Annotated in this window: 11 protein-coding genes; all 11 read right to left on the minus strand. The window is 64.5% G+C overall.

All coding sequences use genetic code 11. From position 1 onward, the window contains the following. Nucleotides 1–48: 48 nt before the first annotated feature. Nucleotides 49–7,149: a peroxidase family protein gene (locus ACTJI5_RS03530; protein ID WP_440859426.1), complete on the minus strand. Its 7,101-nt coding sequence runs from the start codon at nucleotides 7,147–7,149 to the stop codon at nucleotides 49–51. 330 nt (nucleotides 7,150–7,479) lie between these two features. Further along, nucleotides 7,480–8,223 carry a LuxR C-terminal-related transcriptional regulator gene (locus ACTJI5_RS03535; protein ID WP_082639303.1) on the minus strand — a complete coding sequence of 248 codons (744 nt, stop codon included), beginning with the start codon at nucleotides 8,221–8,223 and terminating at the stop codon, nucleotides 7,480–7,482. A 148-nt stretch (nucleotides 8,224–8,371) separates the two neighbouring features. Then, nucleotides 8,372–9,394 (minus strand): sensor histidine kinase, encoded by a 1,023-nt coding sequence (locus tag ACTJI5_RS03540; RefSeq protein ID WP_440859427.1) that lies wholly within the window; start codon nucleotides 9,392–9,394, stop codon nucleotides 8,372–8,374. Then, on the minus strand, nucleotides 9,394–10,071 hold the full coding sequence (locus ACTJI5_RS03545) for a response regulator (RefSeq protein ID WP_058536225.1): 678 nt from the start codon (nucleotides 10,069–10,071) through the stop codon (nucleotides 9,394–9,396). The genes ACTJI5_RS03540 and ACTJI5_RS03545 overlap by 1 nt, the downstream gene beginning before the upstream one ends. 958 nt (nucleotides 10,072–11,029) lie before the next feature. Next, nucleotides 11,030–11,230 carry a helix-turn-helix transcriptional regulator gene (locus ACTJI5_RS03550; RefSeq protein ID WP_077029207.1) on the minus strand — a complete coding sequence of 67 codons (201 nt, stop codon included), beginning with the start codon at nucleotides 11,228–11,230 and terminating at the stop codon, nucleotides 11,030–11,032. Next, nucleotides 11,227–11,451, minus strand: a complete 225-nt coding sequence (locus ACTJI5_RS03555) for a DUF2274 domain-containing protein (RefSeq protein WP_310254545.1) — start codon at nucleotides 11,449–11,451, stop codon at nucleotides 11,227–11,229. The genes ACTJI5_RS03550 and ACTJI5_RS03555 overlap by 4 nt, the downstream gene beginning before the upstream one ends. Then, a complete protein-coding gene (locus tag ACTJI5_RS03560; RefSeq protein ID WP_440859556.1) occupies nucleotides 11,448–12,629 on the minus strand; it encodes a TrbI/VirB10 family protein in 1,182 nt (393 codons plus the stop codon). Before ACTJI5_RS03560 ends, ACTJI5_RS03555 begins: the two co-directional genes overlap by 4 nt. 41 nt (nucleotides 12,630–12,670) lie before the next feature. Beyond that, a complete protein-coding gene (gene trbG, locus ACTJI5_RS03565; RefSeq protein ID WP_440859428.1) occupies nucleotides 12,671–13,507 on the minus strand; it encodes a P-type conjugative transfer protein TrbG in 837 nt (278 codons plus the stop codon). Next, nucleotides 13,504–14,187 (minus strand): conjugal transfer protein TrbF, encoded by a 684-nt coding sequence (gene trbF, locus ACTJI5_RS03570; RefSeq protein ID WP_440859429.1) that lies wholly within the window; start codon nucleotides 14,185–14,187, stop codon nucleotides 13,504–13,506. Before trbF ends, trbG begins: the two co-directional genes overlap by 4 nt. A gap of 4 nt (nucleotides 14,188–14,191) precedes the next feature. Beyond that, nucleotides 14,192–15,472, minus strand: coding sequence for a P-type conjugative transfer protein TrbL (gene trbL, locus ACTJI5_RS03575; RefSeq protein WP_440859430.1), 1,281 nt, complete (start codon nucleotides 15,470–15,472; stop codon nucleotides 14,192–14,194). Continuing rightward, on the minus strand, nucleotides 15,469–15,696 hold the full coding sequence (gene trbK-alt, locus ACTJI5_RS03580) for a putative entry exclusion protein TrbK-alt (protein ID WP_440859431.1): 228 nt from the start codon (nucleotides 15,694–15,696) through the stop codon (nucleotides 15,469–15,471). Before trbK-alt ends, trbL begins: the two co-directional genes overlap by 4 nt. Nucleotides 15,697–15,716: the final 20 nt, after the last annotated feature.

The raw sequence follows: 15,716 nt of genomic DNA on the forward strand, positions 1-15,716 counted from the left end.
AGTCCGGACCGGCGGGGGCCGGCCCGGACCTCCCGGGGGCGCGGGATTTTAGAGGAGGCTCCATTCATAATGGGCCTGCTCGTGGTGTCCGTTCGCTTCGAACCGCGACTTCAGCCACCAGGGTCCCAGGCTACTGTCGAACCCGTCGCTCCAGCGATCATGGCTCAACGTCGAGGGATCGGGCGCGCCTGTTCCGCCCTGATCGACGGGCTGCGGTGACGGATCGTTTGCCGTCGCCTCGCTCTCGGCCGGCGGCGTGCCATTTGTCGCCGAATTCTGCCCCGCCGAAGCAAATGCGAACGAGGCGGTCTGCATGTTGGCGGCGGAGACACCGTCGAGACGCAGCTCATTCCCGTCGATGCGGACAAGCGTGTCGTTCCCCGACTGGCTGATGACGACGCGCGAGGCGAAGCTCTGCGCCGTGATGCCAAGCCCGCTGAGGTCGACGATGTCTTCACCGAGCTGGAAGTCGGTGACCCGGTCGTCGCCTTCGCCAAAGACGAATATGTCGTCGCCGCTGCCGCCAGCCATGACGTCATCGCCGTCGCCGCCGTCGAGCCGGTCGTCACCCGATCCGCCCGCGAGCCTATCGTCGCCGGCATCGCCGAGCAGCACATCGTCTCCCGACCCGCCGGCCAGATCGTCGTCGCCGCCACCACCGTCGAGACGATCGTCGCCCGAGCCGCCGCCGATGACGTCGTCGCCGCCGCGGCCGCGGATGACGTCGTCGCGCGATCCACCCTTCAGAACATCATCGGAAGCCCCGCCGGTCAGCCTATCGTCGTCGGACGGCGGGACCACGACGGCATCGTCATCGTCGTCATGATCGTCGTCATCGTGCCCATGATCGTCCTCATGGTCGTCACCATCGTCGTCGTCATGCGATGTCCCGGCATTCTGTGCGTTGGCGGTGGTGCCAAAGAAGGTCACGCTATGCCCTTCGGTCGCCAGCGTCGTGCTGCCATCCTCGTTATCGGTCGCCGTATAATCGGCGATGGTCTTGCCATCGGCGAGTTCGAAGCGGTCCTGCGCGCGCATTTCGCCGATGATCACATCGTTGCCGCCGTTCGAGCGGAACACGATGCGATGCGCCGACTGGAGAGCCGTGATATCGACGGTGTCGTCGCCCTCGCTGCCCTCGATGGTGATCGTGCTGGTCAGCAGGCTGGTGCCCACAAAGGTGCCGATCGGCGTGAAGGTGTCGCCGCCGCCCATGCCGTTGATCACAATCTCCTCGATATTATCGAGTTCGGCGATGATCGCGGCGTTGTTGGTGCCATTGCGGGTAATCACGATCTCGGTGTTCGCGTTGAGGCCAGTGATGCCGGCCGCCAGCGCTGCCGCTCGCGAGTAGATGCGATAGGTTTCGGCCGAGCTGTCGCCGACGATCTTCACCGTGTCCGTCGTCCCGGCAATATTCGCCGCCGCCGTGTCGCCGTTGATGACGTCGCGGCCGTCGCCCGCCGTCCAGTAGATGATGTCGTTCCCGGCATCGCCCCGAACCGTGTCGTCGCCCTGTCCACCGATCAACAGGTCGTTGGCCGCACCGCCGTTGAGCGAGTCGTTGCCGGCATGGCCGAACACCGCCTGCGATCCGGCGGCGCCATTTGCGCCATTCAGATTGGCGTTGTTGCCGGTCGTGCCTGCCACCACCGTGTAGGACACACCCGCAAAGCGAAGCGTTTCGATCGTGCTAAGCGTATCGGTGCCCTCGGCGCCAGTCAGGTCCGTGACGACCAGATTGGTGCCGCTCGACCCCAAGGCAAAGCTGCCCACGCCGCCAGCCCACACCGCGACATCGTTGTGCTGGGTGGGACTCAAAAACGGGGTGCTCGTGCCGCCATCGAGGCGATCGTTGCCAGAACCTCCGTTCAGGGTGTCGGCACCGCCAGCGCCGTTAAGCACATCATTCCCGCCGTTGCCATTCAACGTGTCGTTGCCACCGCCGAGGATGGCGACGGCATTCGCGCCGTCCGCAATGTCGTCGCCAGCCGTACCATTAAAAACGTTGTTTACGAGCGGCAGGCCGTTCCAGTCGTCACCCACCACGCCGGTCGCCACCGAGTAGACGGTCTCCGCATTGCCGCCGCCGTCGGTGAAGCTGACCGCCACCCGGAGGATATCCCCGACCTGGCTGCCGACACCCAGGACTCCCTCGTTCGGTGTGAACGAAGCGCCATTGGCGTTGAGTTGGAGATTGGACCAGGACGTGCCGCCATCTTCCGACACCTGCCATTGATAGGAAAAGCCGCTGGCGATGCCGTTGGCATCGGCGATGCCGCTGGTATCGACGGTCAGCGCCTGCCCCTCGGTCGGGGTCAAGTCGCTGATCACGGGTGCGCCGGTGGCGGGTTCGTTGATCAACTGGCTGATCGTATATTCTACCGTGCCGCCATTCCCGTCGGAGAAGCGCAGCTTCTCGATGTTGAACAGCCGGTCGGTGCCATCCGACAGGGGCCGGTTCTGGAGCGTCTCTTCGGGGATGTCCTCGCCATTCCCATCCTCGCCGTCGCCCGGATCGGTAAAGCCGGTGTGATCGACCGTGATGCTGCCGTCGGCATTGCGGGTGAACGTGTAATTTTCCACGACATCGGTGTAGACCGCGATGTCGGTGCTCGCGTTTGCCGCATCGCCGTCGAGGATCTCGCGGACGATCGACAGCTGGGCGGGGTTGATCTCGCCGGTGACCATGCGCGGGGCGATTTCGGTCATGCTGTCGACGCTGAACGCCGCCCAGCTGTCGCCCGGCTTGGGGGTGACGAGGATGCGGACGTTGAGCCAGCGGTCGCCATCGATGATGTCGTTGCCGGCGAGGCCCGTGATGACGTCGTTGCCGCCGCCGCCGAGCAGGATATCTCCGGCCTCCGACGTGCTGAAGATCACGCGTTCCTGCACGCCATTCTCGTCGAGCACGGGGATGGTCTGGCCGCCCACCACCTTGGTCACCGGGATGCCGGCGCCAAGATGCGCGACCAGCACGTCGAGTCCGTCGATCAGATCGACGTTCTTCGCCAGCAGGTCGTTCGAGTAGGAGTCGAGCGGCGAGTCCGGACCCGGGATCGCTGCGGTATTCTGCAGCTCGCCACGCGCATTGGTGCTGCGGCTGCGTCCTGTCAGCGTGTCGTCGAGATTCCAGCCCGACAGCCCTTCGACCAGGTCGAAGCGGTCGCGCAGGATAAACGCCTCCTGCGTCTCGAAGATCGGGATGCCGAGGTCCGAATTGGCCGCGGTGGAGTCGCCCTTGTGGATACCCCAGTCGAAGCCGGCCTGCCCGTTCGAGCGCTGGATGCCCTCATTATTCTGAAACATGATGTCGTCGCCGGATTCGGCATCATAGTCGGTATCGCCGCTGCCGCCGTTCATCACGTCGTGGCCGATGATCGAGGAGTTGAAGAACAGCTCCGAATTCTCGCCCGCCAGCGTATCGAAGCGCTGCCCGCCTTCCAGCCAGTCATTGCCTTCATTACCGAGCAGGAAGTCGCCGCCCGAACCGCCGAGGATGAAGTCGTCGCCGGTGCCGCCGAACGCTTCCTTGCCGTCGGGGCCGGTGATGATGAAGTCATTGCCCTGGTTGCCGAACAGCAGCGACAGGCCCGAACCGCCATGGATGACGTCGTTACCTTCATTTCCGTGGAGAAAGTCGGCCTCGCCGATGTCGGTGCCGGCGTTGGTGATGATGTCGTCGCCCTCGCCGCCGAACACCTTGTCGACGCCGTAACCGGCCTCGATCCGGTCGTTGCCCCCTTTGCCCCAGATCGCATCGTCGCCGCCGCCCGACACGATCGTGTCATTGTTCTCGGTGCCGCCGATGGTGAAATGCTCGTTGCTGTTGACGCGGATATATTCGGCGATGCCGTCATTGTTCGCGTCGATGCGCTCGACGAGGTTGGAGAAGCCGCCGAGGAAGGGATCGTCCGACACCGGATCGGCGCCCAATTGCTTGCTGATATCCATTTCCAGCGTCGGCATTTCGAATGCGGAAAAAAGATTACCCGGCAGCGCGGTCGAATGATCGTCGCCCAGATCGGTGTTGCGCATCACCAGTTCGGCGAACGTATTATTCTCCAGCTCATTGAGCAGATTGAGGCCCTGCGTGCGCGACAGATAATAGAAGCGGTCGGCGTCCTGCAGATTTTCCATCGTCATCTGGAACACAAAGCTGAAGGTCGAGCCGAGCATCCCGCCGAACGCCATCTTCTTTTCGGCGAGGCCGCCGATCCAGAAATCGATGTCGTTGAGCCCGCCGAGCTTCGCGTCATTGGCATAGGCGCCCTCGGCATTGAGGAAGTCGAGCCGGTCCGCGGGTGCGCCGGCGCCGCCAAGCACGAGCAAAGTCGCCGCTTCGCGAAGTTGTTCGACCGTCTTCGGATTCGCCTGCGTGTTGATCAACGTGTCATGCGTGCCATAGGCCGCGATGAAGTTGATGATCGACGCCGGGTTCTTGAGGTTGAGCGCGAAATCGGCCCAGCTTTCATAGGGCTTCAGCAACGTGTCGCCGGTCGCGTCGAAGAAGCGCTCGCGCGCGGTCTGGAGCGAGGGCATGCCGACGTCGCGGCCGCGCGCGAGGTTGATCGTCGCGAGATCGAGCGGAATGCCGAGCAGCTGGTTGCGCAGCACGTCGGTGACGAATTCGTCGATCTCGCTGCCCGTCTGGCGGCTCATGCCGCGGATGATCGCGCCCGACGCCTGCTCGGCGGTGCCGAGCGAGTCGTACATGACCGGGTTCAGGAAGCCGTCGAACAACGAGATGTCGTTCTGCACCGGATTGCCGTTCTCATCCATTTCGATGACCGCGATGTCCTGCCGCAGCATCGAATGGCCGAAGCGGTAGACGACATGCGCGAATTCGGCGGCGATGCTGGGATTGATGTCGGCCGAAGGCTCGAACACGAAAGCATCGATGTCCGGCTGCATCATGCGGCCGAATTCCTCGAACACCAGATGCTGATATTCCATTTCGTTGGTGAAGCGGCCGACCTGGAACAGGCGCTCGCCGTCCCAAACCAGCGATTCCGACAGCGTCGCAATCGCCGTCGGATTGCCGCTCGTCAGCGTCGCGAACTGCGCATCGGTCAGGTCGGTCAGCAGCCATTCGTTGATGAAGGCGCGGTCCATCGATGCGAGCGTCACATCCTTGGTATGCTCGACGATGCGGTTATGTTCGGCGTGGAACACCTGGTGCACCGCGGTCAGCGCGATATTCTCGTTCGCGCGGCCGTCACCCGCGATGAAGTGGCGGTCGAGCAGCTCGTTGTCATACGCCGCGGGGCCGCGCTGGCCCTGCGGGCCCGGCGTACCGTCGGCATTGGCATAGCCGAGCGCCGAGTCCGTGTCGGCCTGCAGCACGCCGCCGACCACGACCGGCGCGGCAGCATGCGCGATGTCGTCGAGGAAGGCATGGCCCGTAAGCACGACGCCCTGCGCGCTGACGGGCGCGGCGGGATTCCCCTCGCGCAGAACATCGTCCGCGGTGCCGAGCTGACCATCGGGGCCCATGCCTTCGACGAGCTGCGGATAGCCGTTCGCACCGGGGATGAAATTCCCATAGGGATCGGTCGCGATCAGCGGAATATTGCCGACATTGAGGTCGGTAAGCTCGATCCCCAGCACGTCACGCGCCTGCGCCTTGATATCGGCCCAGGTCGCAAGGCCGCCGTTGCTCCCCTCGAGCAGCAGGCCGCTCGAAACCGGCTTGCCGTCGGGACCCGCGATATATTCGCGCATGAAGACCTGCTTCGATGCGGACGAGGCATAGGTCTGGTTCTGGTCGACCCACGGCGTGGTCAGATTCTTCGGCCCCGGACCGTCGTCGGCGGTGCCGAGGACGCCGTCGGCGCCGGCATTCACCGTAACACGGGTGAGCGGAATATAATTCTGGCCGCCCGGAACATAGAGCGGATCATCGGGCGACAACGGCACATAGACCGTGCCGTTGCCGCCCTTCGCGACCAGATCGAGGCCATGATCGAAGAATTGTCCAAAGATCGTCATCCAGCCGTTGAACGGCGACGACAGTCCTTCGTCGGGCGAAACGTTCGGCAGAAAGACGGTGTTGCCGTCCATCTCCACCCCATGTTCGGCGAGCGCCGCGTCGAGCGCGGTGTTTGCTTCGGCGACGACGACATCGACCGCCTGCGCCTCTGCCAGCGCGGTTTCGGCGCCGGTCAGCGCGGCCTGTGCCGCCACAAGCGCGGCGGCAGCGGCAGCAGCGGCGGCGGCCGAGGCGGTCGAGGTCGCCTCCGCGGCCTCGGCATTGTCCTGCGCCAGCTGGTACGCGGCCTCGGCCGTGCCATATGCTTCCAGAGCCGCGGCGATCTCGGCGGCCTGTTCGCTGTTATCCGTCGTGTCGGCAAGGAGCGCCACATAGGCGGCGAGGCTCACGTCGCGCGTCTCCATCGCCGGGGCGACTTCGGCGCCGGCGGCTTCGAAGGCGGCCTGGTCGGTCGCCGCCTGCGCCGCAGCCGCGGCATCGGCCGCCTCTGCGCCGGTCAGCGCGAGCTGGGCAGCCGCGACGGCGGCAGCGAGGCCGGCGATCGTCCCTTCGGCGGCTTCGGCCGCCGCGATGGCGGCGTCGAGTGCGTCGCGTGCCGCAACGATCTGCGTCAGCGCGGTCATCAGCGGCTGGCCCGACAGGCCGGCGTGCGTCAGCGCCGCGGCAATGGCGGCGGGATTCTTCAGCGTCTGGTCGACGATCAGGTTGGAGATGATGCGCGGATCGGCGTCGATCACTGTGCCGCTGCCCGGGCCGGGTGACGACCCGCTGCCGGTGCCGGCGTTGGCGTAATTATTGTTCGTGTACCAGCTTACGCCCGTGTCGTCGGCCGTACCCATGATGCCATCCGCGCCGGGTCCGTTGGGCGCGGGATTGAAGTCGTAGCGATCACCGTCGGCGTCGTTCATATATTCGGGCGTGAAGATCCCCGGGAAGGACTGATCCGCCGCGCCCCATTTCTCGCGGCCCGGCAGCAGATTGTTGTAGCTGCCGTCGACGGTCCTGAGGCCATAGGGCAGCAGATGCGCCTGCGCGAACCCGTCATTGCCGTTATAGCCGGCGACCAGCGCGGCGAGATCGCCCCCCGCTGCGTGCGCCTCTGCGATCTTGATCTGGGCGAGGATGAAGTTCAGGTCGTGTTTCGTAAGCTGTACCATGTCGCGTCTCCGGTCCGGCCGCATGCGACGGACGCACACGGCCTCATCCGCAAAATCGTGCGGACGAAAGGTTGAACAGAAAGCTGGTGCGGCCCCCCGCCAGCAAGACCGACGTCGCGAATCGAATCGACTCACCCGACGGCTTAAAAACAGGTTAAGTAAAATCGGGATATGGAGTCGATTGGACTTTACGTACTAGCCCGATATGGGACTCTATGAGTCTTCTTCACTATCCTGATGGCAGGACTATTTAGTACTTTTGGGCAATATACGGACACAAATATTTTTCCCGGGACAAGCGGGATAAAAATATTCTGTTATCGATGAAATTTAACCGAAAGCGCGCGTGCTGAAATCGTCGTTCGCGCGGCGGCCGAGGAACTGGTCCCGGATAAAAGCGGACGCGTCTCCGCGGCTTTGCAGCGCGGCCACCGCTCCAACGCGATTATGCACGCCGAGCAGGCGGAATGCCGCCGCCACATGGACCTTCACCGTGCTTTCGGAAATGCGCAGCGAGCGCGCGATTTCCTTGTTCGATTTACCCATCGACATATGCGCCAGCACTTCGCGCTGCCGTTCGGTGAGGCTGGATAGCGAGGCCTGGTGCGAACCAGAAGAGCCTGTCGCCCGTACTTCGGCGTCGACGTCGCTGACGATCGGCGGAACATAGACCTGCCCGGCCATCACTTGCCGGAAGGCCTGGAGCATTTCATCCTGCTCCATGTCCTTCGGAATAAAACCATGCGCGCCGTCGGAGATGGCGCGGAGCACCGCGTCGCGATCGCGCCGCCAGTCGACGACCACCAGCGAAAGCTGCGGAAAGCGGTGACGCAATCCGCGAATACCACCGGGGACCACCGACTTCAGGTCGATCCCGCCATCGAGAACCAGCATGTCATGCGCGCCGGTTGCGGCCAGCCAGTCGAGAGCCTGTTCGGCATCTCCCGCGGTCGCAACGTCACAATGAATGAATTCGCGCCGGATGATGGAAGCGAGACCGCTTCGGCAAAGTAGCTGCCGTTCCCAGACCAGTGCCCTTGATACAGCGGACAAAATATTTCCCCCAAAGTTCATCAACGGTTGCGACCCGCTGTGAACGCCGGATAGCTGCTCCCCTCTTTTGTCTTGAGCTAGTCCGCCGGAAAGATCCGCCCTACCGAATCCTTCAGTTCGAGATGTAGCGGATTTTGCTTACAGAAAGCTGACGGGCACGAAATCTGTATCAAGTCGCTACAATGTTGTCGAAATCCAGCTCGATCGATGGTTCGCCCGAATGGCTTTTCATCGCTCCGCCATGCACTTCCATAATGCGCGCGACGATCGACAGGCCAAGGCCGGCGCCGCCAAAACTCGCATGTTCGCCGCGCCGAAAACGGTCCGACAGGGCAAGCAGCCGGGCGGGCTCGATCCCGGGTCCGCCATCGACGACGCGAATTTTGGGTCCCGGGCCGCGAACGATAACCACCTCTTTGCCCGCGGCGGTCACCCGCACGGCGTTTTCGACGAGATTGCGCAGCGCCGCGGTCACCGCTTCGATACGGCCCATCACCGGTGGCCCGCCCTCGTCGCGGTACGCGAGCGCGACCCCCTTCTGCGCCGCTTCGACCGCGCAAAGCTTGATCGCATCGAGCGCCGCATCCGCCAGATCGATCGGCCGGAAGGGCTGCGGCGCCGCCGCATAGGCGTCGAGCTGGGCGAGCACCAGCAACTGCTCGACCAGACGGTTCATCCCCGCGAGATCGGCGCTCACGCGGTCGGTATCGGCGGTCTTCAACCGCCCCAGTTCCAGCATGGCGACCGCAAGCGGCGTTTTGAGCTCGTGCGCGACATCGGCGGCAAATCCCTCTTGCCGCCGCGCCGCATCGTCCAGCCGCGACAACAGGGCGTTGACGGCCTCGGCAAAGGGCATGGCTTCGGTCGGGAAATCGGCGAGCGTCACGCGAAAACCGCGTTCGCGGCCCGTTGCCTGGTGAATGAATTCCGCGGCGTCATGGAGCGGCTTGAGCGCGCGGGCGATCAGCCACCGCGTCGCGATCGCCAGCGGGGCAAGCAGGACGATGATCGGGAAAATGACATGATCGATCACCTCATGGACGAGGCCGATATGCCCGTAGCTTTCGCGGACATCCTTTCGGACCAGTTCGAAATCGACGACCAGAAAGACAGCGAGCACGACACTGCCCGCGGCCGCCATCCAGGCAAAGCCTGTCCGCAGTTCGTCGATGATCGAGCGCCCCTGCTGCATCAATCGACGGGCTCGAGCATCAGATAACCGACGCCGCGGAGCGTCACCAGCTGATCGTGCACACCCAGCGTCGCGAGTTTTTTCCTCACCCGCGAGACCAGCACTTCGATCGCGTTCGGGGTTACCGGCTCGTCGAAGGAATAGAGCGACGCCTCGATCTGTTCGCGGCTGACGACGCTGCCCGCCTTGACCATCATCAATTCGAGCAGCGCCGCTTCGCGCTGGCTGAGGTGGAGCGGTTCGCCCTTGCACCTACCCACGCGCGCGATGGTGTCGAAATCGACCGGCCCCACGGAGAGGACCGGGCTCGAGCGAGCCCCCGGCCGGCGAAGCAGCGCGCGGACGCGCGCGGCAAGCTCCTCGATCGCGAATGGCTTGACCAGATAATCGTCGGCGCCCGCATCGAGGCCGTCGATGCGATCCCCCAACGCCGACCGCGCGGTGAGCATGATCACCGGCGTCGCAAGTCCGTGCGCACGCTCGACCATCAGCCATGCGCGCCCGTCGCCATCGGGCATGCCGAGGTCGAGCACGATAATATCATAGCTGGTCGCGGCAATCAGTTCGGACGCTTCGGACAGTATCGGCGCGATGTCGCAGCAAAACCCCATCGCCGAAAGCCCTTCGGCGGTCAAAGCGCCGATCCTGGCGTTATCTTCGACGATGAGTATGCGCACGCTGTTCCCCCAGGCGAGTGCAGCACCCCTCCCCGCGTTGGTCAAGCGCAACAACCTAATCCCTATGGCTTAATCCGATAGGTCGATGGACGGCCGGACGCGATCGCGCTTGAATTGTCGGAGCAGGGGTAGCAATTGTAACATTGGGCTGGGGGGACAGAATACTATGCGCAAAGAAGGCTGGTTCCTTTGCGTCCTTGCGGTGTCGTCGCTGCTTTGGCTGGTGCTGCACGCGTTCGACATCCTGTAGGCTCACACCGTTCGCGCGGCAGTCGCGATAGCGAATTGGTGAGCAAGCCTGCCCATCGCCTCCCTTACCCGACGGGCTGGCTCCGGCTTCGTCATCCAGATTTCCGACAACACATCGGGCACCATCAGATGCGCGGCCCGCCTGCACCGCTCGCCGATGCGCGCCAGCGAAAAGTCGCTGGTTCGATATGCGATCTGGGAAAATGGTGGCAGGGCTTGTATCGAACGCAAAAATTTGCGTCTAATTTAACAATAGGTTAGGTCGTCAAGAGGGCTTAATTCCCCCACACTTTCGTTCATTAGGCGAAAAGATTCGAACGACCGTATTCAGAAGCGCATCCATTTTCGTGGAAAATCTCTTCTCGATCAACCCCCGTTTCGAATGAGAGAACACTCGCTCGTCTGATCAATGCAACCGATGAGAGTTGGCCCGAGCGGTCACAGCGTTGCTCCGGCCGGAACACCCGTCGACGAGTGGGCGGCGAGAGCCTCTGATTGAATTCTGCTGGGGAGTGTTGCGGCGACCATTCGGGCAGACTCGAGAGTTGCGGCGACCGCGCGAACCGGATGATGCGCCGCATGGAGACAGCGGGCAGCGCTTGTCTCGCGCGCGCGCGACGCTGTTTGAGTGCGGCTTGGCGAGGGCCGAGCCTTATCGTCAGGCCAATCAACTATCCACGCGGGTGAGAAGGCGCGGGGCAACCTGTTTTCAGATGTCGGCTCGGTAAGAAGGTGGGTCCTCAATCCATTGATCAAGCTGGGATTCACGCCAGCCGACCGAGCTTTTGCTCAGACGGATTTGCTTCGGGAAAGTCCCTTCAGCGATCTTTTCGTAGATCGTCGATCGCGACAGTCCCGTTCGCGAAATAACTGTCGGGAGGCGTACGAGTCGGTCCGTTCCGCCGCTCATGCTTTCCTCCGGCGTTGCTTGCTGAATTCCCGATCACTGCCGATGAACCGTTCCACCATCGGCGCGATTAATTTTTCGGGCGCGAGCGGGGTCGCCAACCCGGTCAGTTTTGCGTGGATGGCCGCATAGTCCGCAAGATCGCGCATGAGGGATCCTGGCAGCTCGACACTCAGCTTGACCGGCCGCTCCTCGACGACCGGACCGAGGCGCAGCTTGCTCATCGCCGGCTACTCGCCAGCTGTTCCTCGAGAATAAGATCTCGGGTCACGATCACTCGCAAGGAGAAACCCGGCCGCACTGTGAGCGTCGGCGGAACGGAAAGTTCGCGTTCGACGAGCCGACGCCCGGCCTCGTTCGTGCTGTCCTGCAAACCCGAGCGTAGGGCCCGGACGAGGTCACCATCGCCGTCCGCGGCAAGTTCCGTTCCGATCCCAAGGAACGATGACACCACCGCTGCCCGAAGCATCCGGCCCCAGTGATTGTTCACCCGGTCCTCGGCACCGGCCATACCCGAGGCGTCGCCCGCCGGCTCGCGATCGAGCCGGATCGACCCGCCGCCCGGAAGAATGAGACGATCCCATGCAAGCAGGACGCGGCGCTGGCCCGCCGCCACGTCGCTGTCATACTCGCCGACAAGCCGGGCGCCTTGCGGAATGAGGAGCAGCCGCCCAGTCGGGCTATCGTAAACATTCTGCGTGACCTGCGCGGTAATCTGGCCGGGGAGGTCGGACCGGATTCCCGTGATCAGAGCGGCGGGGATAACCGTGCCAGCCTGAACCACGGCCGCCGAACTCGGCGCGACGACCCGCTCGGAGCTTTCGAACGCGCGCTGCGGCCCGCGGGCGAGAAAGGCTTTGCGCGCCGCCGTATGCGTACCCGCCTCCTTGGCCGGATCTGCGGCTGACGGCTGGGCATCAAGAATTCCGGACACGGCGGCCGCCGCGCTGCCGCCGCCCAGAAACAGGCGGCTTCCCTCGGCCACCTCGCGCTCCTGCAGCGCGCGCTGCCTCGCCTGCTCCCGCGCGGTTTGGCGCGGATCGGCGGTTGGCGGCCCCATCGCCGGGACGGGAACAGGCTCGCCCGCCTTTTGAGCCGACACGATCGGCCGACCCAGGTCCCCGGGGAGCGGCGGCCCGAGCTTGGGGACGGCGCCATAGTCTGCGGGCGCCCCGGTCACGGCCTCGGACCGGTTCGGCGACGTAACCTCGTAGAGCTCCTGTGCCGCCTTCGGATCGACCGGGCGCAGCGCCCAGAGAAGCGCGCCGCCGATTGCGATCCCGGCGGTGCCGCCGAGCACCGCAAGCGTCTTGCGCGAAAGGCGCATGACGCGAGGCAGTTCGCCCTCAAGACGAAAGCCGTCGGGGCTCGCAGGCGCTACCGCTGCCGCGTCAGGTGCCATTTCAGCGGTCGGAGCCTCGCCTTCGGCGTCCTCGGGCCGGCTCACGGGCGTACCCGCGCAGCCGACGCATCGCGAACGATACGGACCTTCTTCACCGCCTTTCCGGCGCCCAGGCGAAGCTCGCCGCGATCGAACAACCGGTCGACGATCATGAAGCGGCCGTCGACACGGTAGTTCAGAAGCTCGGCCACGCCCTTCTCGCCGACCGCAAAGAGCGGCGGCATCTCGCCGGTCGCGATCGAAGGGCTGAACTCGACAAAGAGCTGTCGGCCGTCGTCGAACGCGCGCACCGGGCGCCATGGCACCTTGTCGCCGCTGATCCGGTAGGCGAAGTTGAGCGACGGCAGATTGATCCCGCTGGCGACGGGCGCGGCCCTCACACGCTCGGCTTCGGCCGCGCGAAGCGCGATCAGCTCGTCCTGCGGATAGCGCCACGAGACTGCGGCCATATAGGTCGAAGGCGTCGCGCGCAGTTCAATGTGGTAAGTTCGGCGGCTCGTGTTGATGATTAGATTTGTAACAATGTCGGGCCGCGTTGGTTTCACGAGGATATGAACGCGCCGCTTCGCGCCCTCGCCGCTCAGCGTGTCGCCAATGATCCACCGAACCGTATCGCCCGCGGCGACCGGACCGGGTCCGACCAATTCCTCGCCTTCCTGCAAGGCGATATCTGTGACCTGTCCCGGCGCCGTATAAATCTGGAACAGCGCGCCTTCGGCCCAGGCATATTGCTGGATCGCATTGAGGAAGGTCGTGCGCTCGGGCTGCACGCGCGCCGCATCATTGGCGCGGCCGACCTGAGCGCGCGGATCGCCGGGTGCGGCATGAAGCGGAATGGCGAGCAGGGCAGCACTCGCAAGCAGGGAAATCCTCATCATTGATTGAGCTCCTTCGAAAGATTGATCGCGGTCACCCGGAGACCGAGGGGATTTTTCTGCAAGGCTTCGGGGGTGCGCGGCGGCACGATCATGACGGTCACGATCGCCGACCAGCGCGAGGTCTCGATAAGGCCGCCGTCCTGATAACGGCGCTCGGTCCAGGCGATGCGGAAGCTGTCCTTCGACGCGCGGATCACGCTCGATACGTCGACTGCGACCTGCCGCTTACCGACTTCGGCGAACGGGTCGTTGTGCCGCGCATAGTCGTTGAGCGCCTGCGCCCCCGAAGTATCCGCGAAATCATACGCGCTGAGCCAGTTCGCGCGCAGCACCACGGGATCCGCGGGGATCGAGCGGATGTGCTCGATAAAGCGCGCGAGGTGGAAGGCGACCTGCGGATCGGTCGGCGCATAATCAGCGACAGCCGGCGCGACCGCCCTCGCCTCGCCGAGCTTGTCGACCTCGACCACCCAAGGGGTGATCGTGCCGCGCAGCGACTGCCAGACGAGCGCCGAGGCGAGCCCGCCCGAGAGCGCGAGGCAGCCGAAGAAGGCGAGCCGCCAGTTCTTCGCCTGGATCCGCGCGGAGCCGATGCGGTCGTCCCAGATCTGGGCGGCACGCTGGTAGGGCGTCACCGGCTCGGGCGACTTGCCATAATGTTGTTGGGGTCGTCTGAACATGATCTCAATCCTTCTGGCTGATGTCGGGGGCAGAACCGGCGCCATGGCTGTCGCCTTGCTTCAGGGTCTGTGCGCCGATCGTGGCGCCCGACGTGATCGCCTGCCGCCGCTTCATCGCGGCCGCCCAGGCCGGCTGACCGGAGGTCTCCGCCCCGGCAGCTGCGGGCGCGGCTTTCCCGGCCTGCCCCTCGGCATAATTCTGGCGGAGCTTGGTGGCCGCCTGCCGCAGCGGCGAGCCAGCGCTGCTCGCAGCGTCGCGCGCGACATTGGCCATGCCCGAACCGAAGGCCCGCATCCCCGACTTGCCGGCAGCGCCGTGGGCATAGGAGGCCGAGGCCGCACCGGCGGCCCGAGAAGCTCCCGCCGCTCCCTTCCCGGCCATCGACGCGGCGGCACCTGTTGCAAGCGTGGCCCCTGCGGCGCCGGCGGCGATCGTCGCACCGGCGGCGAGCGTGGTTCCGGCGGCGGCGCCTGCACCGAGCTGCGGTCCGCCGGCAACGATGCCGTTGGCGACGCTCGGACCGAAGATGCCGAGACCGAGCAGCGTCAGCGCGCCGAGTGCGATCGCCATCACCTCGCGAATGTCGGGTTCGGTGCCGAGTCCGGCCTCCATGAAGCGCTCGAACAGGGTGACGCCGATGCCGGTGATGACCGCGAGAACAAGCAGCTTGATACCCGACGAGATGACATGGCCGAGCACACGCTCGGCCATGAAGGCCGTGCGGTTGAAGAAGGCGAACGGCAGCAGGACGAAGCCCGCGAGCGTCACGAGCTTGAATTCCAGGATCGTGACGAACACCTGCACCGCAAGGATAAAGAAGGCGAGCACCACGATTACCCACGCGATCAGCAGGATCAGGATCTGGACGAAGTTGGTGAAAAGCCCGACCGGGCCGACGAGATCGGCGGTTGCATCGAGCAAGGGTTCGGCGGCATCGAGCCCCGTCGCAGCGATCATGCCCGGGCGCATGAAGTCGCCGATCGCCATCGCCCCGCCGCTCGCCTTCAATCCGAGGCCCGCGAAGCTTTCAAGCAGGATGACGCTCAGCGCCTGGAAGTTGCCGATGATGAAGGCGAAGACACCGATATAGAGCGTCTTCTTGACGAGCCGCTGCAGCACATCCTCGTCAGTACCCCACGCCCAGAAGAGCGCGGCTATCGTCACGTCGATCACGATCAGCGTCGAGGAGAGGAAGCCGACCTCGCCGCCGAGCAGCCCAAAGCCGCTGTCGATATAGGTCGAGAAGACCGACAGGAAATTGTCGATAACACCGGTGTCGTTCATTGCTCGGGCTTTCCAGAACGAAAGAAATGGCGCCGTCTCGCTTCCCACGCCGCCTCGCACTCGGGATCGGTCTCGGCGGCGGTTCGGCAGCGACGCAGCGTGTCGCCATAGTCGGGGGGTGCGTCCGCTCCGGAGATCTGGGGAGCGGACGCACGGGGCGCGGGCGGTTCGAGCGCGGCGATGAGGGCAAGGGTCAGCGCAAGACCCAGGACGATTGCCGCCATCACCAGCCCGCCCGCCCGGC

Source organism: Sphingopyxis sp. 22461, assembly GCF_052044915.1.
Classification (GTDB): Bacteria; Pseudomonadota; Alphaproteobacteria; order Sphingomonadales; family Sphingomonadaceae; genus Sphingopyxis.